Origin of the sequence: Nitrosomonas oligotropha (assembly GCF_009833085.1) — a bacterium.
Taxonomy (GTDB): domain Bacteria; phylum Pseudomonadota; class Gammaproteobacteria; order Burkholderiales; family Nitrosomonadaceae; genus Nitrosomonas; species Nitrosomonas oligotropha.
The window spans coordinates 130,475-153,577 of record NZ_QRBZ01000002.1 but is presented as its reverse complement, the minus strand read 5'-3'; the positions used below and the strand labels follow the sequence as shown (position 1 = coordinate 153,577).

At 50.0% G+C, this 23,103-nt stretch carries 22 protein-coding genes; 3 read left to right on the top strand and 19 right to left on the bottom strand.

Going from position 1 to position 23,103, the window contains the following annotated elements; genetic code table 11:
* Window positions 1–33: 33 nt before the first annotated feature.
* From hisS to ABD07_RS01015, 8 genes are all read right to left on the bottom strand, one after another.
* Entirely contained in the window at window positions 34–1,293 is a 1,260-nt protein-coding gene (gene hisS / locus ABD07_RS01050; RefSeq protein WP_160816735.1) for a histidine--tRNA ligase, read from the bottom strand.
* Window positions 1,293–2,531, bottom strand: a complete 1,239-nt coding sequence (ispG, locus tag ABD07_RS01045; RefSeq protein ID WP_160816734.1) for a flavodoxin-dependent (E)-4-hydroxy-3-methylbut-2-enyl-diphosphate synthase — start codon at window positions 2,529–2,531, stop codon at window positions 1,293–1,295. Before ispG ends, hisS begins: the two co-directional genes overlap by 1 nt.
* 38 nt (window positions 2,532–2,569) lie before the next feature.
* Window positions 2,570–3,751, bottom strand: a complete 1,182-nt coding sequence (locus tag ABD07_RS01040; RefSeq protein ID WP_240142356.1) for a helix-turn-helix domain-containing protein — start codon at window positions 3,749–3,751, stop codon at window positions 2,570–2,572.
* 5 nt (window positions 3,752–3,756) lie between these two features.
* Window positions 3,757–4,545, bottom strand: coding sequence for a type IV pilus biogenesis/stability protein PilW (pilW, locus tag ABD07_RS01035; protein ID WP_160816732.1), 789 nt, complete (start codon window positions 4,543–4,545; stop codon window positions 3,757–3,759).
* Window positions 4,542–5,642, bottom strand: a complete 1,101-nt coding sequence (rlmN, locus tag ABD07_RS01030; RefSeq protein WP_160816731.1) for a dual-specificity RNA methyltransferase RlmN — start codon at window positions 5,640–5,642, stop codon at window positions 4,542–4,544. Before rlmN ends, pilW begins: the two co-directional genes overlap by 4 nt.
* A gap of 24 nt (window positions 5,643–5,666) precedes the next feature.
* Window positions 5,667–6,092, bottom strand: coding sequence for a nucleoside-diphosphate kinase (gene ndk / locus ABD07_RS01025; RefSeq protein ID WP_160816730.1), 426 nt, complete (start codon window positions 6,090–6,092; stop codon window positions 5,667–5,669).
* 154 nt (window positions 6,093–6,246) lie between these two features.
* A complete protein-coding gene (locus ABD07_RS01020; protein WP_160816729.1) occupies window positions 6,247–7,080 on the bottom strand; it encodes a DUF3025 domain-containing protein in 834 nt (277 codons plus the stop codon).
* A 48-nt stretch (window positions 7,081–7,128) separates the two neighbouring features.
* Window positions 7,129–7,878, bottom strand: coding sequence for an EI24 domain-containing protein (locus ABD07_RS01015; protein ID WP_160816728.1), 750 nt, complete (start codon window positions 7,876–7,878; stop codon window positions 7,129–7,131).
* A gap of 284 nt (window positions 7,879–8,162) precedes the next feature.
* Here ABD07_RS01015 and flgM point away from each other — a divergent pair, with 284 nt between their 5' ends.
* The gene (flgM, locus tag ABD07_RS01010) at window positions 8,163–8,468 is read left to right on the top strand and encodes a flagellar biosynthesis anti-sigma factor FlgM (RefSeq protein WP_160816727.1); all 306 of its coding nucleotides are present in this window, start codon (window positions 8,163–8,165) and stop codon (window positions 8,466–8,468) included.
* Window positions 8,468–8,932, top strand: coding sequence for a flagella synthesis protein FlgN (locus ABD07_RS01005; RefSeq protein ID WP_160816726.1), 465 nt, complete (start codon window positions 8,468–8,470; stop codon window positions 8,930–8,932). Before flgM ends, ABD07_RS01005 begins: the two co-directional genes overlap by 1 nt.
* Before the next feature lie 11 nt (window positions 8,933–8,943).
* Here the strand turns inward: ABD07_RS01005 and motD are convergent, their stop codons facing one another.
* Genes motD through flhB form a run of 7 tightly spaced genes read right to left on the bottom strand, consistent with a single transcriptional unit; the run spans window position 8,944 to window position 16,801 of the window.
* Window positions 8,944–9,735, bottom strand: a complete 792-nt coding sequence (gene motD, locus ABD07_RS01000; RefSeq protein ID WP_108698299.1) for a flagellar motor protein MotD — start codon at window positions 9,733–9,735, stop codon at window positions 8,944–8,946.
* A gap of 48 nt (window positions 9,736–9,783) precedes the next feature.
* Window positions 9,784–10,542, bottom strand: coding sequence for a flagellar motor protein (locus ABD07_RS00995; RefSeq protein WP_205010642.1), 759 nt, complete (start codon window positions 10,540–10,542; stop codon window positions 9,784–9,786).
* Between the two features lie 44 nt (window positions 10,543–10,586).
* Complete coding sequence (locus tag ABD07_RS00990) at window positions 10,587–11,303, bottom strand: RNA polymerase sigma factor FliA (protein WP_160816725.1); 717 nt, start codon at window positions 11,301–11,303, stop codon at window positions 10,587–10,589.
* Between the two features lie 6 nt (window positions 11,304–11,309).
* Window positions 11,310–12,206: a MinD/ParA family ATP-binding protein gene (locus tag ABD07_RS00985; protein WP_160816724.1), complete on the bottom strand. Its 897-nt coding sequence runs from the start codon at window positions 12,204–12,206 to the stop codon at window positions 11,310–11,312.
* Window positions 12,199–13,527 carry a flagellar biosynthesis GTPase FlhF gene (gene flhF, locus ABD07_RS00980; protein WP_160816723.1) on the bottom strand — a complete coding sequence of 443 codons (1,329 nt, stop codon included), beginning with the start codon at window positions 13,525–13,527 and terminating at the stop codon, window positions 12,199–12,201. The genes ABD07_RS00985 and flhF overlap by 8 nt, the downstream gene beginning before the upstream one ends.
* Window positions 13,524–15,605, bottom strand: a complete 2,082-nt coding sequence (gene flhA, locus ABD07_RS00975; RefSeq protein ID WP_160816722.1) for a flagellar biosynthesis protein FlhA — start codon at window positions 15,603–15,605, stop codon at window positions 13,524–13,526. The genes flhF and flhA overlap by 4 nt, the downstream gene beginning before the upstream one ends.
* A gap of 53 nt (window positions 15,606–15,658) precedes the next feature.
* A complete protein-coding gene (gene flhB, locus ABD07_RS00970) occupies window positions 15,659–16,801 on the bottom strand; it encodes a flagellar biosynthesis protein FlhB (RefSeq protein WP_108698304.1) in 1,143 nt (380 codons plus the stop codon).
* Window positions 16,802–17,088: 287 nt separating this feature from the next.
* On the opposite strand from flhB, the gene ABD07_RS00965 reads away from it, so the two are divergent.
* Window positions 17,089–19,407 carry a penicillin acylase family protein gene (locus ABD07_RS00965; RefSeq protein WP_240142355.1) on the top strand — a complete coding sequence of 773 codons (2,319 nt, stop codon included), beginning with the start codon at window positions 17,089–17,091 and terminating at the stop codon, window positions 19,405–19,407.
* Between the two features lie 32 nt (window positions 19,408–19,439).
* Here the strand turns inward: ABD07_RS00965 and ABD07_RS00960 are convergent, their stop codons facing one another.
* The 4 genes from ABD07_RS00960 to ABD07_RS00945 are packed head-to-tail and all read right to left on the bottom strand — an operon-like array spanning window position 19,440 to window position 22,868.
* Window positions 19,440–19,805 carry a hypothetical protein gene (locus ABD07_RS00960; RefSeq protein WP_108698306.1) on the bottom strand — a complete coding sequence of 122 codons (366 nt, stop codon included), beginning with the start codon at window positions 19,803–19,805 and terminating at the stop codon, window positions 19,440–19,442.
* The gene (pepP, locus tag ABD07_RS00955; RefSeq protein WP_160816720.1) at window positions 19,802–21,109 is read right to left on the bottom strand and encodes a Xaa-Pro aminopeptidase; all 1,308 of its coding nucleotides are present in this window, start codon (window positions 21,107–21,109) and stop codon (window positions 19,802–19,804) included. Before pepP ends, ABD07_RS00960 begins: the two co-directional genes overlap by 4 nt.
* A gap of 18 nt (window positions 21,110–21,127) precedes the next feature.
* Entirely contained in the window at window positions 21,128–21,844 is a 717-nt protein-coding gene (gene murU / locus ABD07_RS00950; protein WP_160816763.1) for an N-acetylmuramate alpha-1-phosphate uridylyltransferase MurU, read from the bottom strand.
* A gap of 19 nt (window positions 21,845–21,863) precedes the next feature.
* Entirely contained in the window at window positions 21,864–22,868 is a 1,005-nt protein-coding gene (locus ABD07_RS00945) for an aminoglycoside phosphotransferase family protein (protein ID WP_160816719.1), read from the bottom strand.
* Window positions 22,869–23,103 lie beyond the last annotated feature (235 nt).

Below are 23,103 nucleotides of genomic sequence, written 5' to 3'. Positions count from 1 at the left end.
TTCCTGATTAATGCTAAACTATTGATAATAATATTATTTATTAATTAACTCAGTAACGGTGTTTAATTTCACTCTTGCTTGTTCGACCGGTTCACGCAACGGTTTCAGCGTCACTTCTTGCGCCTGGCATTCATCATCGCCGATAATCATGGCATAGCGGGCGCCGCAACCATCGGCCTTTTTCATTTGCGATTTGAAGCTGCCGCCACCGCAATGCAAAATGACATCAAGCCCTTCATCGCGGAGAAATTCAGCGCAAGTCCAAGCGTAATCCATCGCCTGATCGCCTTGGTGAACAATATAAATATCCGGCGCCGGTTGCGCAATCTCCTTGCCGCATTCCTGCATCAATGCCAGCAAGCGTTCGATACCCATGGCAAAACCGCAAGCCGGTGAAGGCTTGCCGCCTACTTGCTCAATCAAACCATCATAACGTCCGCCCGCGCACACCGTTCCTTGCGCGCCGAGCTTGTCGGTAACCCATTCAAATACGGTGCGATTGTAATAATCAAGCCCGCGCACCAAGCGCAGGTTAATTTCAAAATTAATGCCTCGCGCCCGCAGAATATGCTGCAAAGATTCAAAATGGCTGAGCGACTCGGCGTCCAGATCATCCATCAGCTTCGGCGCATTGTTGATGATGCCCTGTATTGCCGGATTCTTGCTGTCGAGGATGCGCAGCGGATTGGTATGCAAACGCCGTAATGAATCTTCATCGAGCGCATCGCGGTGCTGTTCAAAGTATTTGATCAACCGGGCGCGATGCAGCGCGCGCGACTCGGTGTTGCCGAGTGTACTGATTTCCAGCCGTAAGCCTGAAATCCCCAGTAAATCCCACAGACGCGCGCACATCACGATCAGCTCCGCGTCGATATCCGGCCCGGCATAACCCAATGCTTCCACGCCGACTTGATGAAACTGCCGGTAACGGCCTTTTTGCGGACGCTCGTGGCGGAACATCGGACCGGCATAATACAAGCGCTGCGGACCGGAATATAGCAAACTATGTTCGATCACAGCACGCACGCATGAAGCCGTGCCTTCCGGCCGCAATGTTAAGCTGTCATTGTTGAGATGATCCACGAAGGTATACATCTCCTTCTCAACAATATCAGTAACTTCTCCAATGGAACGGATAAATAGATCGGTTTGTTCGACGATAGGAGTACGGATATTGCGGTAACCATACGCGGCAAGCCACTGCTGTACCGTTTGTTCAAAATACGCCCAGAGATACGATTCATCCGGCAGGATGTCGTTCATCCCGCGGATTGCTTTAACACCATTAGCCATCAGACAGCTTTTCTCGGATACTTTTCGCTGACATATCGATCGACAATCGCGCGGAATTCGTTGGCGATATTATCGCCTTTCAAGGTAACGGTTTTTTGTCCGTCCACGAATACCGGCGCCACCGGATTTTCACCGGAACCCGGCAAACTGATGCCGATATTGGCGTGCTTGCTTTCACCCGGGCCGTTCACCACACATCCCATCACAGCCAGTGACATATTCTCAACGCCATCGTATTGCTCGCGCCATACCACCATTTCGTCACGCACATACGCTTGGATGCTTTCCGCCAGTTCCTGGAAATACGTGCTGGTGGTGCGGCCGCATCCCGGGCATGCTGCTACCAGCGGAACGAACGCGCGCAATCCCATCGTTTGCAAAATCTCTTGTGCGACAATCACTTCGCGCGAACGGCTGCCGCCCGGTTCCGGTGTCAACGAGATTCGAATCGTATCGCCGATGCCTTCCTGCAACAGCACGGCCAATGCCGCCGTGGATGCCACGATCCCTTTCGAGCCCATACCCGCTTCGGTCAATCCCAAATGCAACGCATAATCACAGCGCGCAGCCAATTCGCGGTAAACCATAATCAAGTCCTGCACACCGCTGACTTTGCACGATAAAACGATCTTGTTACGGTTCAAGCCGATTTCTTCCGCCTTGGCCGCGCTTTCCAGCGCCGAGGTGATCAGCGCTTCGCGCATGACGTATTTGGCATCTTGCGGATCGCTGGAAGCAGCATTCTGGTCCATGATACGCGCCAGCATTTCCGGATCCAAACTTCCCCAATTGACGCCTATACGCACCGGTTTGTCATATTTACACGCGGTTTCAATCAACGTAGCGAATTGTTCATCGCGTTTTTTGCCGTGGCCGACATTTCCCGGATTGATCCGGAATTTCGCCAGAGCCTTGGCGCAATCGGGATAACTGGTCAACAGCTTGTGGCCGTTGAAGTGGAAATCACCGACCAGCGGCACATGGCAGTCCATATCGTCCAAACGCGCGCGGATTCCGGCTACCGCTTTCGCCGCTTCCATGGAATTGACGGTGATACGCACCAATTCGGATCCGGCGCGCGCCAATTGCGCAACTTGTTCGGTCGTGGCAATTTCGTCAACCGTATCCGTATTCGTCATGGATTGCACGACGACCGGCGCACCGCCACCCAGCATGATAGAACCAATCCGGACACCCACACTGGATCGGCGATTTATTGCAGAACTTTTCTCAGGCATAATTTAATTGTATTGAGATCAAAAGATTACAGGTACTTTTATTCGAGCGTGAAACGCGCGGTTCCACCTTGTTTCTTATAGGATGAAATATCGATTTCCTTATCATTATAGGTGAGATTGACACCCGATGCATTGCCAATGACCAGGGATAGCGGCCGCTTACCCGTGACAATCTGCTCGCTGCCGCTCTTTTTGAGCTGCTCGAACACCGTCACACCTTTGCCATCCACCACTTTGATCCATGAATCGCCGGTAAGTTTGAAATATAAATGCCCGGTGTTTTTATCGAAAGCAGCGGTTTTCTCAGTTTTATCGGTTTTTCCAGTTTTTTCGGTTTTTTCAACAACAGACTTATTTTCTGCCGCGCTTTCAGCTTTTGCATCCGCCTGAGCCGCCGCATTTTCCGCGCCGGAAACCGGATTACTCACATCCGATGGCTTATTGACTGGTAAGTCAGATGTATTGGATGTATTTTTAATCACTCCCGGCAAAGGCAGCTGAATTTCCACCGAGGCAGTCGCGGACTCCGTTTTTGTTTCTTCACTTGCGGCGCTGGTATCAGAATTTTTATTCCAGCCGCCGTTTTCAAAAAGGAAATACGCGCCCAAGATGATGACAAATAAAATGATCGCAATGATCAATGAGTGATTGCCCGGCTTTTCACGATTCGACGAAAACGATATTTGTTTGTTTTTAAACGGTGTGCGCTCGTAAGTCGATATCACCCGGGTCGATTCGGGAAGCATTTGCAGCAGCGGAACGGGATCCAGTTGAACCAGATTGGCATAATTGCGGATAAAGCCGCGCAGGAAAGTCCGTCCGGGTAATTTTTCAAAATCTTCTTTTTCTATCGCTTCAATCTGTTGCGACGACAACCGCAATTGCCGCGATACATCATCAATACTCAAGCCTTTGGCCGTTCTCGCATTACGCAACAAGTGCCCGACGCTTTGTACGACACTCGCCGAATCGATAGCGTTGAATTCATTTCTGGCCGGCTTATTATCAAATGAAGTATTCATGCTGTTGTAGTTATTATTCGTTTGCAATTGCTTTTGATGACTATCAAAACCGGAAGCCAGCGGACTGAAATCGTTCGCGGGTTTGTCAGGCGATTCGATCGTTTCCGTCGCGATTATGTGTACATTTCCATGCGTCATTGGATCCGGAGACGCATTCTCAGGAAACGAACGATCATTGCTGCTCTTTTCATCGGTCATCGTCATTATCTCACCCTTCCTTCTCGAATCATGGCCGTTTCTTTAGATTCCGGAAAATGTTTCTGCAATTGAAAAATGTAGCTCTCGACGGCTAATTGATTACCCATTGCCTGTTCAATCTTTATCGCCATCAGCAGACTCTCGGCTGTTTGCGTATTATTTTGCAAAAACAGCGCGAGCTTGGATTTTGCATCGGCTAAATTACCGCGCTGAAAATCGATATCAATCAGTCCGATCGCTGCGGGCGCATAATTGGACTTTAGGGATAATGCTTTTTGTAAAAAAACTTTTGCTTCAGTGTAATTCTGGCGCTTAACCTCGCAAATCCCGGCGTTGGTATAAGACATTTCCGGTGTTGCGTAAAGAGGATCTCTAGCAGCCGTCATAAAATGATCAATGGCTTCATCCATGCGCTGTGAAAAGCGCTGGCATAGGAACCATCCGTAGTTATTGCGGATTTCCGAATTCCTCGGCGCCAGACGAATAGCGCGCTCAAAATTATCCAGTGCTTTGCTATCTTCATTCAACGTCATGTTAATCAGCCCCAGCACATTGTAGGCCAGCGCATAATTGGATTGCGCTTTTAATGCTTCGTTAACTTCTTCGATCGCCACATCGAGCTGGCCGCGGTAAAAATATTCCGCCGCCAGTTCCGTATGAATCTTTGCACTTTGAAAAGCCCGGTCCGAATTTGCTTGAACCGGCATTCCGTTATTCATTGATTGTTGCACGCAACCGCTAAACCCTATCAGAAATTGCAGCAGTGTGAAAAAAAATAACAGCTTTTTTTTCACTGCATCGCCTCTGTCTTTAAATTAGCGGTACGGCGTGTTTTGTCCTTCACCTGCCCGGCAAGCTGACCGCATGCCGCCGCTATATCGTCACCACGGGTTTTCCGCACCGTAGTCACCAATCCCGCTTGCATCAATACATCACGAAAAATCCGCACAGCTTCCGCGCTTGAGCGCTTGAAACCGGAACCCGGGAATGAATTGAACGGGATTAAATTGAATTTGCAGGGAACATCCTGCACCAGTTTTATCAGCTCGCGCGCATGCACAACACTGTCATTCACACCGTCCAGCATGACATACTCAAACGTGATGAAATCACGCGGCGCCGATGGCAGATAGCGCTGACAGGCAGCCAACAGCTCCTTGATCGGATATTTCTTATTGATCGGCACCAATTGATCGCGTAATGCATCGTTCGGCGCATGCAAGGAAATCGCCAAAGCGACCGGGCAACGCTCGCGTAATCGATCGATGGCGGGCACCAGCCCGGATGTACTGACCGTGACACGCCGGCGTGAAAGACCATAAGCATGATCATCCAGCATGATGTCCAGCGCAGTCACCACATTATCAAAATTGGCTAGGGGTTCACCCATGCCCATCATCACCACATTAGTCACGGCTCTGTTTGCATGTGGTACTTTATCGTTGGCATCCAATCCTACGGTTTTGTTGGCAATCCACAACTGCCCGATAATTTCGGCCACTGTTAAATTACGATTAAAACCTTGCATCCCCGTTGAACAGAAGGTACAGGCCAAAGCGCATCCTACCTGACTGGAGACACATAGCGTGCCGCGATTTGCTTCCGGTATGAATACCGTTTCTATGCCATTGCCGGAACCGACGGATAGCAGCCATTTGCGGGTACCGTCTGCGGCGACATGATCCGAAGTGATCTGCGGCAATTCGATAACCGCCATCGCAGCAAGTTTTTCACGCAAACTTTTGGCCAAGTCGCTCATCGCAGCAAAATCCGCTGTACCGGATTGATGGATCCAGTGCAACAGCTGCTTGGCGCGAAAAGGTTTTTCGCCTATTCCGGTGCAAAGATCAGCCAGACCTTTGCCATCGTAATTTAACAGATTGATTGTCACTATTGAGCTACAGTACGCAGTGCTTCAACGGGAATGGATATTTAATGTTGGAAAAAAACAGGCAATTTCAATCGCTGCTGTTTCCGGTGCATCGGAACCATGTACCGCATTGGCGTCAATGCTGTCGGCAAAATCGGCGCGAATCGTTCCTTTCTCCGCTTTCTTGGGATCGGTAGCGCCCATTAAATCGCGGTTCTTTTTAATGGCGTCATCCCCTTCCAATACTTGCACCATCACAGGACCCGAGGTCATAAATTTAACCAGATCGTTAAAAAACGGACGCGCACGATGCACGGCGTAAAATTGCTCAGCTTCAGCTTGTGATAAATGCATCATCCGTGCCGCAATGATTTTCAAACCATTTGATTCAAAACGGGAATAAATTTGCCCAATTACATTCTTCGCCACAGCATCCGGTTTAATGATGGATAGTGTCCTTTCAATTGCCATTAAATACTCCAATAAATTAGTAAATTAAGCGGTGTATTTTAACAAAAAAACAGCCGGGATTCGTAAAACATATGGATTAATTCCGGTGCCGGGCGTTTTTCGTTGCGGAATCCATGCAATCCATGCACCTGTGAGAATCGATAAAGAAAAACGCTTATCTCATTTGCCTGGGTTTAGGGCGATCACGAAAATATTGTTTATTTTCATAGTAAGGCTCGTTGTTGTTATCGCCAATCCAGCCCGGATACCCCAAAAGCGGAACCGGCACCAAATCGGAACTTGACGATAACGTTTGCAATAAATAAAGCTCCAACATGGCATCGATAGCACACAATTGCGCCGGTAAATTCTGCGCAAAGAAAGTTTCCGGCACATTAAAAATTACCGCTTTGCCTGTCATACCGGTATAGGGATTCAATGCCTTCTCGTACAATCCATGGCCAAAAACAAAAAAACGCATTGATGACAACACCGTTTTTCGCTGCCGCCAAAATAATTCCTTCCATTCAAAATCTTTTATCAACTGGATTAATGCTGCCTGACTGCATACGACAATCACACCAGATTCATCGAGCAGCGTTGCAGCATCTCGTAATTTGCACCGATTTGGTTCCTGATTCGATAACTCGACCAACTGCGCCTGATAATGCAACTGGTTCAGCACGGACTTAGCGCGCGGAAAAATTTGCCATACCAAAGCATTAAAAAAATCGTGCCAATTTTCTACTCTGGTCGGTATCTGACCTGTCAAATAAATTCCGGACTCATATCGTTGCTCAGCATCAAGCTTTCCAGGAAGCTGAGGTACAAAGCAAACTGGTTTTCCAGATCGGGTCAGCATCTCCCGGCTCTGCAAGGCGCAGAGCTTATTTAAATCGTCAGGCTCGGGCCAGGATTGCTGATTCTTGAAATAGCCCTGCAGATACAAAAAAGGCTTAAATATCGGTGAAAGCTCAATGAAATCAGGATTCCACTGTTGCACATTCATTCCTGATTTCAGTTTGACCGGAATTATTACTGCTTCAACGGCTACGGGCTAGTGATTATCCGCAGGTAAGTTGTTATCCAGTAGATTTTGAGCGCGCAAGATCTTCAGATGATCCAATCCAAAATGAATAAACGCGAGCGCGGTATAAATTGGCGCCAGCAAATTGAGTACCGGTATAAATTGAATTAGCCCGGTCAACAATCCCAATCCCCACAGTGAATATCTGTTTTCCGCGCATATCGTCTTGATTTCTTGTTTGCTGGCATGCTCCGATAATGCATCGTAGCGGAATAGCTGCTGATTCATAAAGGCGGCGGCAGCAAAAGGAATAATGATACCCGCGCCTACCGCCCATAACGGTAACGTGACCACCCAAATGAGTATGAAAACACCGCAAGCCAGAATTGCATTGATGACACTGCCGGCGATGGAACCGCCATATTCCCGCTTGAGTTCGGGATAGTCACGATTCGCCACCAGATTGATAAGCGCTGGCATTATAAAAATAGCGGTAATCATCAGTGTTGTCATTATTACGAGCGGCACATACACCATAAAGTATATGAGATTCTGAATAACAGCGGACACCCAATCGGACTCAAGATTCCGCAACCATTCGCCAATTCCAATCTGATCAAATAACATGGCGACTAATTCAGAAAAACTATTCTGAAAAACAAAACCGATGATGAACCAGAATAGGATCGAAACCAAAATTGGCCAAATAATGATCCAAGCAATCTTGAAGCGTACTAAGTCACGAAATGCGCTGGCACTTGCTTTAAATATGAAAGACATTTAGCTACCGGTTAAAAATAATATATGATGATTTCCGAGGAAAATTGATTATCTACGATATCCATTTGGTTTACCAGTCACCCAAACCCTGCAAAATAATAGAATTATATATATTTAAAAAACACTGAATTTCATTTCAACTTGTGTCGTAACAACATTACAACAAAATAAAATTTAATCATTTGCTTTAATATTCCTAAGCTTCATGAAAAAGCTTTGATTACTAAAGTTCTGAGCAAAGGTGTCGATAAGGCACTCAATGAATTTCGTCAAGAGGTCTAAAAATGAAAATAGATAAATCATTACAGCCAGTGTCAACCGTATCTGTCAGTGATGGAAAAAGGCGTGCGGATATCACAACGAGCAAGGATGCGAGTCAAGAAGATAGTGTGCACTTAAGCCCGAATGCGGCGAAACTGCAAAGTATTGATAGCAGTTCCGCAAATGGCTCGATCGTAAATACTGCGCGTGTCGCGGAAATAAAACAAGCGATTAGCGAAGGTAATTTTCAGATAAATCCGGAAGTTGTGGCTGATCGATTACTCGAAACAGTTAAAGAATTAATTCAATCGAAGAAAGGTGCCGTCTAATGTCTCCATCACAGCACGTAATGTGCTTTTTGAAAGAACTGAAGGATGAAAAAGGTATTTTTCAAGCTTTTATTGAGATTCTCAAAAAAGAAGAAAATGCACTCGTGGAAGGAAAAATAGAAGCGATAGATTTCCTGGCTTCAGATAAATCACGTTTAATCGAAGAATTGATTCAGTTTGATGAACATCGCACTGATTATCTTAAGAAACAAGGGCTGAATCTGGAGAAAAACAGTATTGATGCCTGGTTGATGGGATTAATCGAGCAACATTCAGATCTATTAGAAGTAAAAAATTTATGGAATGAATTACTCGATTTGGCAAGAATAGCTCAACAGCTGAATCATTCAAACGGTTTGATGATTTCAACTCAACTGCAACATAATCAACGCGCTTTCGCCGCACTGCACTGTGCAGCAGGAAATGTTTCGCTCTATGGCCCAAAAGGTCAAACTTACATTTGATCTTTGCGCAATTACTCAACGATAGGAATTTCAGTTACTTTATCCGGATCGGCAGATAAAATCATAACCGATACCCGGCGGTTTCTTTTTCTTCCCTCAGGGGTGTCATTACTTTCTATTGCCCGATTCTCGCCATATCCCACTGCAGTCAGCCGGTGCGCTTCAACGCCATTTTCTATAAATAATCTGACTACGCTGCTGGCACGCGCAGTCGATAATTCCCAGTTTGATGGAAAACTGCCATTGTGGATGGGCATATTATCCGTATGTCCTTCAACATGAATCTCATGTTCATGACCCTTGATCACATTGGCTACGGCCTGTAGCGTCAAGCTTGAATTCTCAGCCAATTTAGCTTGTCCTGGTGAAAAAAGAACGCTGGCATTGATCTCAACCGTTATTCCCAAAGAACTCTGGGTAATTCTCACTTGACCATCTTTCACTAAAGGATCCAAAGCATGAAGAATATTTTTCGCCATGCTTTTCATTTTTTCTTGTTTTTTCGCTTTATGAATACTGAGATTATCAATCAGTTTGATTGAATCCGTTTCATTTGTTGGATGGATATTGATCGGTATAAATTCCGTGGATTGCACCGGCACTGCGTTTGTCGGATTACTGCTCTTAAATGCGCTCACTAACGAAGAACTGAGAACGCGGTACTTTCCTTCATTTACCGATGAAACGGCATACATCACCACAAAAAAAGCAAACAGCAGCGTTATGAAATCAGCATAGGACACCAGCCAGCGTTCCTGGTTTTCAGTATGATCGTCATTTTTTTGTTTTCTTTTTCTCAGCATCGGATTTTCAAGAATTATTGACTGACCGGTATTCTGCTTGCAGCGGATTTAAATGAAATAGCCGTTCAACCGGCTCTCGATGAGGCGCGGATGCTCGCCATGCGCAATCGCCACAAAGCCATCGACCAGAATTTCCTGCATCACGACATGCTCGCCGATGATCGTTTTGAGTTTATTGGCTACCGGCAAGAAAACCAGGTTGGCCAATCCCACACCGTAGACTGTCGCCACAAAAGCAACCGCAATACCGTTTCCCAGAAGATTGGGATCGGACAAGTTTTCCATTACGTGAATCAATCCGAGTACAGCGCCTAAAATACCAATCGTCGGCGCATAACCGCCGGCAGCTTCCCAGATCCGGGCCGATTGCCGTTGATGATTCTCCAAAGCCAGGACATCAATTTCCAGGGCCTCGCGCAGTTTTTCCGGCGGACTGCCATCCGCCAGCAGTTGCAATCCCTTCTTTGTCAGCGGATCTTTTACGCCGGGAACAAACTCTTCAAGCACCAGCAACCCTTCCTTCCGTGCGATATGCGCCCAGTTGATAATTTGTTTAATCAGCGCTTGCGGCGATTGTTCCGGCGGAAAGAAAACCCATGCGCCCATTCGCACACCATTGATAAAAATTTTCATCGGGCTTTGCAGTAAAACCGCTCCGACAGTACCGCCCATCACAATCACAAATGCGGCCGCTTGCAACAAAGAACTGAGATGACCGCCTTCCAGAAACTGCCCGCCTACGATCGCCACCAAGGCCAGCAGAATGCCGAAGACGCTGTTCAAATCCATCTTTGATTTTTTAAGCATCACATAATCCGTTTAATGGCGCGGATAATCCGGTATAAAACACTTCAAATATTTTTTAAGCGGCTACGCAGCCTTGCCACTGCTTGCGTGTGCAACTGACATACACGGGATTCGCTGACGCCAAGGACTTCGCCGATTTCCCTCAGATTCATTTCCTGCTCGTAATGCATGCCCATGACCTGTTTTTCCCGCGGCGGGAGGTTATCAATGGCAGCAATCAATGTGCTGCGGAAATTCTCATCCAGCAGCGCATTCAGCGGATCACCTTCGGAATCAATATAAAGACGATCCAGAAACGGCTCTTCATCATCCTGCTGAAAATCTTCGTAATAAATCAACTGCGCACCGCGTGCGCTTTGCAGGGTCTCGTGATATTCATCCAGCGACATATCCAGCTCGGCTGCCAGATCCAGTTCACTCGGCGAGCAGCCATTGCGTTGTTCCAGCATGTTCACCGCCGCTTCGATCCGGCGCATCTTTTTCCGGATACTGCGCGGCAGCCAATCGGCTTCGCGCAACTCATCCAGGATCGAACCGCGTATCCGTTGCGCCGCGTAACTTTCAAACTGGCGTCCGTAAGATCCCTCGTAGCGATTAATCGCATCCAGCAAACCGATCATGCCGGCCTGAATCAAATCATCAACCTGTACGCTTGCTGGCAGACGCGTCATCATATGGTAAGCAATGCGCTTGACCAGCGGCGTAAATTCAGTGATAAATTGTTCTTTATCAATCGTTTTAGTTCCAGTCGCAGTATACATATTCAATCACACCGTAAAATTAGCCATACTCAGATGACTCGTCATAATCAATCGCTGCATGAAATGATCCATTCCCCCGCTATATTTATCCGGGCAAGTAGAGCGCAAAATATTTTCCGCCACATGCCGGAAGCAAGCAGTTGCTTGCGAAGCCGGAAACATCTCAATCACCGGTTTACACAATTGCGTTGCACTGCGTAATCGCTCATCGCTTTCAACGTAACCGGCATATTCAAGCGAAACCGACAAATACTGGCGCGCCACCCGGTATAAATTCTGGTAAATCATCAATGCTTCCGTTTCCGATTCAACCTTATTCACTAAAATCAGAAAATGCTGCTTGGAATACTCCTGGCTCATGATTTTGATCAACGCGTAAGCACCGGTAATCGACGCCGCAGAACCGGAAATCACGATCATGACTTGCTCCGAAGCCAGGCTTAACGGTAGAACATGCGTCGTGCCGGTCATGGCGGTATCGATCAACACGATATCGACCGACTCCGTCAGCTCGGAAAAGCTCTTAACCAGCCAATCCTGTTCGAGCGGGTTCAACGTGTTCAATGCATGAATGCCGCGCATCGCCGATAAGATCGTGATATTTTCCGGGCCTTGCAGCAGCACCTGGTCGAGTCTTTTATCTTTGTGAATCACATGCAGCAAATCGAAACGCGCCTGCAAACCCAAACTGGTGCAGATATTGTTATGGCAAGGATTTTCATCGATCAATAAAACCCGTTGACCGTTTTGCGCCAGCGCTGCCGCAAGATTCACCACCACACTGGTTTTCCCGACACGCGATTTGCCGCCAGCGATGGTAAAAACGCGCGCCGGATCACGCTTCTGATAGGAAGTCAGATTGCGCAAGCCCGCGGCCTGGTCTTGTAAAATCAGCCTAGTCATACATGAATCCCGCTAACGATCTTTCTTCCGATAGTGCTGGCTCAGTGTTCCGCGTCGCCATGACCAACGCAAACTCGGCATCCTGTAGAGTAAAAGCCGTATCGCCCGGCGCCGATTTAAAAATGCGATGCAGCAAATATCGTGAATTGGCGGCGTGAATATCCTCCGGAACCTTCTGCCCGTTGGCGACATAGTGCAGCGGCAATTTTCTGCGGATGACGACATCCAGCGCCACGCCCAGGCTCGCGGCTTCATCGATTTTTGTGATGATGCAACCGTAAATCCCGTTCTTCTGATAGGCGGCAATCACTTCATCCAATGTGCTACCACTGGATGTGGCGCTGAGAATGAGCATGCGTTTCACATCCGCGCCGCAGTTGCTGAGCATGGCAATTTGCTGCGCCACCATTTGATCGCGCTGGCTCATGCCCACGGTATCGATCAGCACCATATGCTTATTTTTGAGTTCCGACAGCGTCAGCTGCAAATCCTCGGTATCCTTGATGTTGCGCACGGGAATACCCAACAGTTGCCCATAAATTCTCAATTGTTCATGGCCGCCGATACGGTAGCTATCGGTCGTCAGCAGCGCCACCTTATCGGCGCCATGCCGGATCACGCAACGCGCCGCCAGTTTCGCTGTAGTGGTGGTTTTACCGACGCCGGTCGGGCCGATCAGTGCATACACCCCACCCTTTTCAATCATGTCGTCACTGGCCGCTGTCCGCAGATTAAATGCCAGCGCTGACATGGCTTGTTTCAGGCTGTGCTCGTAATCGAGGCCGGCGGATAGCTTGTCGATCAGACGGCGCGCCAATAGCGGACTGAATCCCGTATCCAGCAGGGTACGTAACAGCTTTACTTTTTCCGGGCTGCGTTGGGTGAAACTCCCCCAAGCCACGGTGGCAAGCTGATCTTCCAACGTGCTTTTCATTGCTTGGATCTCAGCGATGATATCCTTGGCTAAGGATGCGGATAGCACATCGCTCGACGTTTTGCGGGATTCCGCCGGTTCATTGCCCATTGGTGGCATGGCCGGATACGGATACGGTTCCGCCGCACTCAGCATTTTGCTTTGTTCATAATGCGAAATACCCTGCGACGGCGGCATTGAAGGCATTGATTTCATCGACGACATAGCCGGTATTGACGGGGTGTGGGGTTGCACCAGATCGGTCATATCGGAATCCGCCAGCGCCATGATTTCCACGCCGTCGCGGGTTTTCCGGTTCGACAGAATAACCGCGTCCTCACCCAATTCCTCTTTGACATGACGGAGCGCTTCACGGGATGTGGAAGCAAGATAGCGTTTTACTTTCATTTGTTACCTCCAATCACGGAAGTGATTTTGATTTTTCGTGAATCCGGAATTTCAGAATGCGCCAACACCCTTAACTGTGGAATCGCGCGGCGTAAAAATTTAGCCAGCAAAAAGCGGAGCGGACCCGGCGCCAGCAACACCATCGGCAATCCCAGTTTTTCCTGCTGCTGCGCTGCGTTACGCGCTTCCCGCAACAGGGTATCGGCCAATCCGGGCTCGATCCCCGCGCCTTGTCCGCCACCGGTCTGCATCACCTGACCCAGTATGTTCTCCAGGTCATGATGCAGGCTCATGACTTGCACTTCGGAACCGGCAGGATAAAATTGATCGACGATCGCACGCCCCAGAGCGGTTCTGACCACTGCAGTCAGTTCGATCGCGTCTTGTGTGTGCGCCGCATATTCGGTCAACACGTCAATGATGGTGCGCATGTCGCGGATATGCACATTTTCTTCCAATAAGTTGTGCAAAACTTTTTGTACCGTCGATAACGGCAGCAACTTCGGCACCAAATCTTCGATAAGTTTCGGAAACTGCGCATTGAGATGGTCCAGCAGCTTTTGCAATTCCTGCCGCCCCAGCAACTCGGCTGCGTGCATATGAATCAGATGATTGATATGGGTGGTCACCACGGTGCTGGCATCGACCACGGTATAACCGTTGATTTGCGCTTGCTCACGCAAATTGGCTTCGATCCAAACGGCGGGCAGACCAAACGCCGGATCGGTCGTCGCTGCACCCGGCAACTGCGCGGTGACGCGGCCTGGATTGATCGCCAGATACATGCCGGAATACGACTCGCCTTGCCCGATGATCGATCCTTTTAGCGTGATGCAATAAGCATTCGGACGCAGTTCCAGGTTGTCGCGAATATGAATGACCGGCGGCAGGAAACCGATTTCCTGGGCGAATTTTCTGCGGATGCCATTGATCCTTTTCAGCAGATCGCCCTGTTGCGCTTTATCGACCAAAGGAATCAAGCGATAGCCGACTTCCAGTCCCAACGTATCGATCGGCGTGACGTCACTCCAGCTTGCGTCCGTTTTTTCGATGGAAGGCAATTCCGGAACCGCCGTTTCAACCGGCTTAACAACTGGATTTTTTATTTTCAAGTAGGCTATTCCACCCAAAATGGACGAAATCAGCAAAAATACAAAATTCGGCATGCCAGGAATCATTCCCATCACACCTAAAATAACAGCAGTAATAACCAATATCTGCGGTTGACTGAACATCTGATTCAGAACTTGCTCGCCCAGATCCTCGTCGGTAGTGACTCGGCTCACCATCAAACCGGCAGCGGTGGAAATGATCAGCGCCGGAATTTGCCCGACCAAGCCGTCGCCGATGGTCAGCAAGGTATAATTCTTTGCCGCCACGCCCAGATCCAGATCGTGTTGCATGACACCGACAATCAACCCGCCGATGATGGTAATCAGCATAATCAAGATGCCGGCAATGGCATCGCCGCGCACGAATTTGCTGGCGCCATCCATGGAACCGTAAAAATCCGCTTCCTGAGAAATTGTCGCTCTGCGTTTGCGCGCTTCATCCTCGCCGATCAAACCGGCATTCAGATCGGCATCGATGGCCATTTGCTTACCCGGCATGGCGTCCAAGGTGAAACGCGCGCTCACTTCGGCAATCCGCCCCGCACCCTTGGTAATCACAACAAAGTTGATCACCACCAGAATAATGAATACGACGATACCGACGGCGTAATTCCCGCCTACCAGAAAGTGTCCGAACGCTTCGATCACTTTACCGGCCGCATCGGGCCCGGTATGACCGTCAAGCAATACCACCCGGGTGGAAGCGATATTCAGCGATAATCGCAGCAAAGTAGTAATCAGCAGAATGGTCGGGAAAACCGCAAAATCCAGCGGATACCGGGTGTACAGACTGACCATCAGCACGATGATCGATACCGCAATATTGAACGTGAAGAACACATCCAGAATGAATGGCGGCAACGGCAACACCATCATGGCCAGAATCATAATAATCAAGATTGGTCCGGCCAAATTCTTAAGATTATTAAGCATTCCTACGGATGACAATGTAGCTGCATTATTCATAGTGTGTTCGATAAAAACTGATAATCAATCATGTTCAACATTATCCGGTCCCGTTAGACTGCCTGTTGTCCCGGATCCAATTCAGCCGGAACCGGCACATCCACCGGCGGCTGCGGTGCTTTGCCGCCGTATTCGTTATAGCGCTTCAACTGGAAAACATAAGCCAGCACTTCGGCAACCGCGGTATATAATTTTTCCGGTATTTCACTTTCCAACTCGGCGTGGTGATATAAAGCACGCGCCAGCGGCGGAGCTTCCAGAATCGGGATACGATGTTCTTCGGCGACCTCGCGGATACGCGCCGCCAGTAAATGCACGCCCTTGGCGATGACTTTCGGCGCCCGCATGCTGTTACTGTGATAACGCAACGCCACGGCATAGTGCGTCGGGTTTGTGACAATCACATCTGCTTTCGGCACTTCCGCCATCATGCGGCGGCGCGCGGCTTCCCGTTGCAAACCGCGGACACGTGCTTTAATGAATGGATCGCCTTCACTTTCCTTGAACTCCTTGCGGATCTCTTCCTTGGTCATGCGCAATTGTTTGGCATGTTCCCAGAGTTTGTAAGGCACATCGATCACTACAACCACAATCATCGCGCCCACGATCAGCAGAAAACTCATGGTCAGGAATTCACCCGTGCGGCTGATGCCAAGATCGACAGGCATGGTCAGCAGCATCATCACGGATTCCTTGTTGTGCCAAATCACCAGCGCGGCGACACTGCCAATCACGATCGTTTTAAGAAGCGCTTTCACCAGCTCGACCAAGCTGTGCACGGAGAAAATCCGGCCGATACCTTTAATGGGGTCAATGCGGTCAAATTTGGGCATCAGCGCCTTGGTGCTGAACATCCAGCCGCTCAATGACATCGGTGCGAAGAATGCTACGACCAGCAGTAAAAACAACAAAGGTGCGATTGCGATCAAAGCTTCAAAAGCAAGCTCATACATGCGGTTGATCATCAGGTCCGGCTGAAATGCCAGCTCCCGGTCCATTTGCATGCCCGCTTTCATGAGTTTCAGCAATTTGTCCATCATGCCGGTTCCCATGAACAGTATTCCGGCAGCGGACGCCAGTAATACAGTAAACGTAGTCAGTTCCAGAGAACGCGCAACCTGCCCTTCCTCTCGCGCTTTCTCTATGCGCTTCGGCGTCGCCTCCTCGGTACGTTCTAAATCGCTATCTTCAGCCATGACAAACTCCAAATATCTGCAAATGAATTATCATTGCGAACACTGGGATTCAATAGCGGGAATAAAGAAGGAATCATCCCCTTTATTATCGAAATATTGAAAACAATGATTAATAATTATTAATATCAATATTTTAGATAATAATTCACGCATGATATCGCGCATTCTGTGCATGCCATTCACCGGTATTCACCCAACGGTCTAATTACTTTCATTTCCTTATGCAGTCTACGTTACGTTTTATCCGCCCCTTCCTGATAACAAGCCTGCTAATCGTGTGCTTTTCGATGCTTACAGCGGCTTTATTATTGCGTGGCAGCTTGCCGCGTTATGACGGCGAAATGGCGCTGCCCGGTTTATCCGACGCGGTAGCCATCGACCGGGATGCCTTGGGCAGCGTTACCTTGCAGGGTGATAACCGGCTGGATCTGGCGCAAGCACTGGGTTTCGTGCATGCACAGGAACGTTTCTTCGAGATGGATTTGATGCGCCGTCAGGCGGCGGGTGAATTGGCCGAATTATTCGGCTCCGGTGCAGCGCCGCATGACCGTAAAGCACGGTTATTCCGCATGCGCGCCCGCGCAACCGAGGTGCTGAAGCAGCTTTCCGGGGAACAGCGGCAATTGTTGGATGCTTACCGCACCGGCGTGAACCAGGGATTCGCCGCTTTGGCGGTGCGCCCGTTTCCTTATTTGCTGACACAAAACCAGCCTGTCGCTTGGCGCAACGAGGACAGTATCCTGGTCATTTATGCGATGTTTTTTACCTTGAACCAAGAAAATATCGACCGGGAGCTGGCGCTATCGCGTATGCACGCAACGCTACCCGCCTCGGTCTATCAGTTTCTGACGCAGAATGCCGGGAACTGGGACGCACCGCTGCTGGATGCGCCGATTGATCAGATACCACTCCCGCCAGTAAACGATATCAACCTGCAAGTGCTGGATAAACATTTATTCAAGGATGGCCGCCCAGGCACGGAACAATCCCCGGGCAGTAACAGTTTCGCGGTTTCCGGCGCGTTGGCCGATGGCGCCGCAATCGTCGCCAACGACATGCATTTGACGCTGCGGGTGCCGAATCTGTGGTTCCGTTCCCGGCTGATTTATCCCGATGCGGCCGCAACAGAGCAACTGCATGACATCACCGGCATCAGCTTGCCTGGCGTGCCTTCGATCGTGACCGGATCGAACCGGCACATCGCATGGAGTTTTACCAATAGTCATGGCGATTTCTCCGATTGGGTGCGCATTACCATCGATGACCGCGATAACACGCGCTATCTCAGCGCAACCGGCTGGCAACCGCTGCGGATCGCCGAAGAAACTATCCGCATCCGCAACGCCTCGGATGAAGTGTTGACGATTACCGAAACCGAATGGGGACCGGTCATTGCGGAAGATCATGATAAAACCCCGCTGGCGCTGGCCTGGACTGCACTGCGGCCGGAAGCCGTCAATCTCAATCTGATCCAACTGGAACAAGTAAAAACCGCCACACAGGCCGCCAGCATTGCGCAACGATTCGGTATTCCGGTACAAAATTTCATCGCCGGTGATCGCGATGGCAATATCAGCTGGACGCTCGCGGGCCGCATTCCCGCGCGTTCCGGTCATTATGACGCGCAAATACCCGCCGATTGGACGCAACCTAATACCGGCTGGCATGGCTGGCTCGACCCCGGGCATTATCCCGTACTGCACAATCCCGCCTCGCAGCGATTATGGTCGGCCAATTCGCGCACCGTTTCGGGCGATCAACTCGCGCTGCTGGGCAACGGCGGCTTCGATCTGGGCGCACGCGCCACGCAAATCCGTGACAGCTTATTGGCTCGAGAACAGTTTACGGTCGATGACTTACAAGCCATTCAACTGGATTACCGCGCATTGTTACTCACACGCTGGCATCGATTGTTGCAAACCACACTTGAAACGACAGACGACGCAGCTTCATGGATTCCGCTAATGAAAACCGCGCTTACCGGTTGGAATGAACAAGCTGCCGTGGACTCCGTCGCGTACCGCATCGTGCGCGCGTACCGCTATGAAGTGATGAAAACCGTGCTGAACGGATTTGCCGCACCGGTACGTCAGCATCATGAACATTTTGAACTGCCCAGACTGAGCCAAACCGAGTCGATTCTCTGGCAATTGATCGATCATCAGCCGCAGCATCTGCTTCCGGCACTGTATGAAACCTGGGATGAATTGCTCTACCGCTGCGCGCAAACGGTTGCAACGCAATTGCAGCAGGATGGCGGTATTACCGGACGAAACTGGGGAATGCAAAACGCGGCACAAATCAAACATCCGCTCAGCCAGAAACTGCCCGCATGGATCGCGCAATGGCTGGATATGCCGCATGACCCGCTGCCCGGCGATCACAACATACCACGCGTACAATCGCCCAATTTTGGCGCGTCACAACGCTCGGTAGTTGCGCCGGGGCAGGAAGAGCAAGGGTATTTTGATATGCCCGGCGGACAAAGCGGGCACCCGCTGTCGCCGTATTACGGCAGCGGACACGCCAACTGGATCAGCGGGAAACCGACGGCGTTTCTTCCGGGGATTGCTGAAAGACAGATGAAATTGATTCCATCGAAATAATTGGTAATCAACGCGGATTGATTTAACCCGGTTTAATGTTTCTTCTGCCCGTTGCGGGCTTCCGTTTCTTCAATGATCTGCGCGTCTTCGATGATCACGGTCTGATCCGTTTCCGCTTGCCGGTTGGCATCGCCGGGATGTTGCATGGCGTTTTCGTACTTTCTGCGCAGCCACCAGAAACGTGTTCCAACCACCAAAATGGCCACCGCCAGCAGAGCAAGAAAGGCGGCAAAAAAGAACATGCCGAGTACGATCATGATCGCCACAACGGGAATAAGTATCGCATAGGTCAGCCAGCGATTCACCGGAGAAACCGGTACGCGCTGATACTGGCCCGATTCGTCCTGGCGGTACTCGGAAACCCTGCTGATAATAATTTTCCTTTCTTCGTCGCTCATTGCATCAACTCCTCTATTTCGGCAATTGTTTTGGGCGCTGCCTGCGTCAAAATCTCATGACCCGATGGGGTAACCACGACATCGTCTTCTATTCGGATACCGATATTCCAGAAATGTTCCGGCACATTATCCGCCGGACGGATATAACACCCCGGTTCAACAGTGAGTACCATGCCGGGCTGTAATGCGCGCCATTCGCCCTTCTGCTTGTATTCACCGGCATCGTGCACATCCATGCCTAGCCAGTGCCCGGTTCTGTGCATGTAGAAGCGTTTGTAATCTTCCGATTCCAGCACGGCATCGACACTGCCTTGGCACAATCCCAGATCGATAAAACCCTGCGCCAGCACGTGCAATGCCGCTTGATGCGGATCATTCCAGTGCTTTTCCGGCTGCACTTGCGCAATCGCAGCGGCTTGCGCCGCCAGCACCAGCTGGTACACATCGCGCTGCGCGGCGGTAAATTTACCGTTCACTGGAAATGTGCGGGTGATATCCGACGCATAGCCATCCAACTCGCACCCGGCGTCGATCAGTAATAAATCGCCCGATTTCAGCTCGGCGTCATTCTGCACATAATGCAGCACACACGCATTCGCGCCGCCCGCCACAATAGAAGTATAAGCCGGTGCCTGCGACCCGTGCCGGTAGAAGGTATAAAGCAATTCCGCTTCGATCTCAAATTCGCGCATGCCGGGACGCACCGTCTGCATCGCGCGCTGATACGCTTGTGCCGAGATATCCGCGGCGCGCTGCATGATCTGCAATTCGTCGGTGCCTTTGATCAAACGCATTTCATCCAATAATACCCGGCTATCGCGGATTTGCTCCGGCGCCGCGACACCCGTGCGGGCTTGTTCGCGCACCCGGTTTAACCAGCCGATAACGCGTTGATCCCACGCCGCGTCCAATCCCAACGCCGTATAGACAGCCGTTTGATCGGCCAATAATTTGGGCAGCAATTCATCCAGCTGATCGATTGGGTATGCTTCGTCAAAACCGAAAATTGTTTTGGCGGCCTCTGGGCCATAACGGAAACCATCCCAGATCTCGCGTTCCTGGTCTTTCTGGCGGCAGAATAAAATATGCTTCACCGGCGTTTTACCGGTCGCGGCAACAAGCACCAGCACCGCTTCGGGTTCGCGGAATCCGGTTAAATAATAAAAATAGCTGTCGAACCGGTACGGATAATGCGCATCCCGGTTACGCAACCGTTCCGGCGCTGTTGGAATGACGGCGATGCCGGATTGCATTGTGCTGGCCAGATGCTGGCGGCGGGCGATGAAATGTGAAAAATGTGTCATAAACGAATTCTGATGTCCTTAAACCGATCCTGCGGCTGATTCTGCGCGCGATTGGAGTTGTTTGTCCAGCCATTCAAGCCGCTGCGGTGTTCCGACATCGACCCACTGGCCGGAAAAATATTCACCGCTGACTTTTCCTTCTGTCATGGCTTGCCGCAGCAGCGGCGCCAGTTTTACCGGTAAACCGGGTGATATGCCGCTAAAAAGCTGTGCTCGATAGATGCCGATACCGCTGAATGTCAGCTTAGGATTACCGGTCAATTTTACTTGATCGCCCTGCAACGCAAAATCACCATCGGCATGATGCAGCGGATTGTCAATCAGGACCAGATGAGCAAGCCGCCGGTGTGTGTCCGTTTGCATCGCATGCAAAACCGGCAGCAGCGCCGCGTAGTCCATATCGCAAAAAATATCCGCGTTAACGACGAGAAACGGCAGATTAGCGAATTCATCCGTCAACAAGGGCAACGCATTGGCTATCCCGCCCGCCGTTTCCAGCACCACTTTTTCAAGCGAATAGCGGATAGTAACACCATAACGCTCACCGCAACCCAATGCATTTTCTATCATTTCTCCCAGATAGGCATGATTGATGACGATATCGGTAAAACCCGCGCGCGCCAGATTGTGCAATTGATATTCGATCAACGCAGAACCGCCCGCTTTCAATAAAGGTTTCGGTAGCGCATCGGTCAGCGGGCGCATGCGCTCGCCGCGCCCGGCCGCGAGAATCATCGCTTTATAGGGAATGGGTTTAGAAGGTATAACCAACTTTCTGACCTGATTCAACCGGATGCAATTCATCCAGCAAATTCAGCAACGGGCCAAGCTCGCGATAGCGTTCGCATGCTTTGCGCAGATATTCCATCACCAGCGGCATATCGTTCAGATAGTTTGCTTTCCCGTCGCGGTAATTCAGGCGAGCAAAAATGCCCAGCACCTTGAGATGGCGCTGCACACCCATCCATTCAAAATCGCGGTAAAATTCCGCGAAATCGGCAGTGACCGGCAATCCGGCCTTGCGTGCTTTTTCCCAATAACGGATCGACCAATCCAGAATGTGCTCCTCGTCCCAGCGGATATAGGCATCCTTGAATAGCGACACCAGATCGTAGGTAATCGGGCCATACACGGCATCCTGAAAGTCGATGACGCCCGGATTCGGGGATGTCACCATCAGATTGCGCGAGTGATAGTCGCGATGCACCAGTACTCTGGGTTGCGCCAGATTGTTCTGCAGAATCCGGGCAAAAGCCGTGCGTAAAACAGTTTGTTGCTGTTCCGACAAATCCGCTTGCAAATGTTTTGCGATATACCAATCCGGAAACAAATCCAGTTCCCGTTGCAACAGCGCCTCATCGTAAGCCGGTAAATTTTCCGCTTGATGCGACAATTGCATGCTGATCAACGCATCCATCGCTTCGCCGTACAGCTGGCTGGCATCGCCAGGCTGGTCATTCAACGCCTGCAAAAAGGTCGTATTGCCCAGATCGGACAACAGCAAAAAACCCAAATCCAAATTTTGCGCCAGTATTTCCGGCACATGCACACCACTGGCCGCGAGAATCTCCGCCACGCGCAAAAACGGCGTGCAGTCTTCCTGTTGCGGCGGCGCGTCCATGACGATGAATGTCCGATCGCCGAACGTTGCGCGGAAATAGCGGCGGAAGCTGGCATCCGCGGATGCAGGCTGCAGAGTAAATGGCTGCGCGGGAAATTGATCCTGCAGCCAATGTTCAAGTAATTGTTTACGTTCCATTGATGTACCCGGATAATTTACCGGTATTAAAACAAAGCATTAATTGAGTGTATTCATCTATTCACCGGTTGGCGGCAACATGGCACAATAACCGGCGATTGTTCACAGTTTGTTTAAACTGGAACCCAATTGAATAACAGTGGATAATCCGTTTTCGTAAAGTAAAAAGTGTTTTGGATTTTATCACGTAGCCATCCCAATCAGCTGATCAACTGGTAAGTCATCAACAAGGAGA

Excerpts from the sequence above, each read along its gene's own strand:
- hisS (WP_160816735.1), bottom strand. The coding sequence starts at position 1,293 with ATGGCTAATGGTGTTAAAGCAATCCGCGGGATGAACGACATCCTGCCG.
- ispG (WP_160816734.1), bottom strand. The coding sequence starts at position 2,531 with ATGCCTGAGAAAAGTTCTGCAATAAATCGCCGATCCAGTGTGGGTGTC.
- ABD07_RS01040 (WP_240142356.1), bottom strand. The coding sequence starts at position 3,751 with ATGACCGATGAAAAGAGCAGCAATGATCGTTCGTTTCCTGAGAATGCG.
- ndk (WP_160816730.1), bottom strand. The coding sequence starts at position 6,092 with ATGGCAATTGAAAGGACACTATCCATCATTAAACCGGATGCTGTGGCG.
- ABD07_RS01020 (WP_160816729.1), bottom strand. The coding sequence starts at position 7,080 with ATGAATGTGCAACAGTGGAATCCTGATTTCATTGAGCTTTCACCGATA.
- ABD07_RS01015 (WP_160816728.1), bottom strand. The coding sequence starts at position 7,878 with ATGTCTTTCATATTTAAAGCAAGTGCCAGCGCATTTCGTGACTTAGTA.
- flgM (WP_160816727.1), top strand. The coding sequence starts at position 8,163 with ATGAAAATAGATAAATCATTACAGCCAGTGTCAACCGTATCTGTCAGT.
- ABD07_RS01005 (WP_160816726.1), top strand. The coding sequence starts at position 8,468 with ATGTCTCCATCACAGCACGTAATGTGCTTTTTGAAAGAACTGAAGGAT.
- motD (WP_108698299.1), bottom strand. The coding sequence starts at position 9,735 with ATGCTGAGAAAAAGAAAACAAAAAAATGACGATCATACTGAAAACCAG.
- ABD07_RS00995 (WP_205010642.1), bottom strand. The coding sequence starts at position 10,542 with ATGCTTAAAAAATCAAAGATGGATTTGAACAGCGTCTTCGGCATTCTG.
- ABD07_RS00990 (WP_160816725.1), bottom strand. The coding sequence starts at position 11,303 with ATGTATACTGCGACTGGAACTAAAACGATTGATAAAGAACAATTTATC.
- ABD07_RS00985 (WP_160816724.1), bottom strand. The coding sequence starts at position 12,206 with ATGACTAGGCTGATTTTACAAGACCAGGCCGCGGGCTTGCGCAATCTG.
- flhF (WP_160816723.1), bottom strand. The coding sequence starts at position 13,527 with ATGAAAGTAAAACGCTATCTTGCTTCCACATCCCGTGAAGCGCTCCGT.
- flhA (WP_160816722.1), bottom strand. The coding sequence starts at position 15,605 with ATGAATAATGCAGCTACATTGTCATCCGTAGGAATGCTTAATAATCTT.
- flhB (WP_108698304.1), bottom strand. The coding sequence starts at position 16,801 with ATGGCTGAAGATAGCGATTTAGAACGTACCGAGGAGGCGACGCCGAAG.
- ABD07_RS00965 (WP_240142355.1), top strand. The coding sequence starts at position 17,089 with ATGCTTACAGCGGCTTTATTATTGCGTGGCAGCTTGCCGCGTTATGAC.
- ABD07_RS00960 (WP_108698306.1), bottom strand. The coding sequence starts at position 19,805 with ATGAGCGACGAAGAAAGGAAAATTATTATCAGCAGGGTTTCCGAGTAC.
- pepP (WP_160816720.1), bottom strand. The coding sequence starts at position 21,109 with ATGACACATTTTTCACATTTCATCGCCCGCCGCCAGCATCTGGCCAGC.
- murU (WP_160816763.1), bottom strand. The coding sequence starts at position 21,844 with ATGATTCTCGCGGCCGGGCGCGGCGAGCGCATGCGCCCGCTGACCGAT.
- ABD07_RS00945 (WP_160816719.1), bottom strand. The coding sequence starts at position 22,868 with ATGGAACGTAAACAATTACTTGAACATTGGCTGCAGGATCAATTTCCC.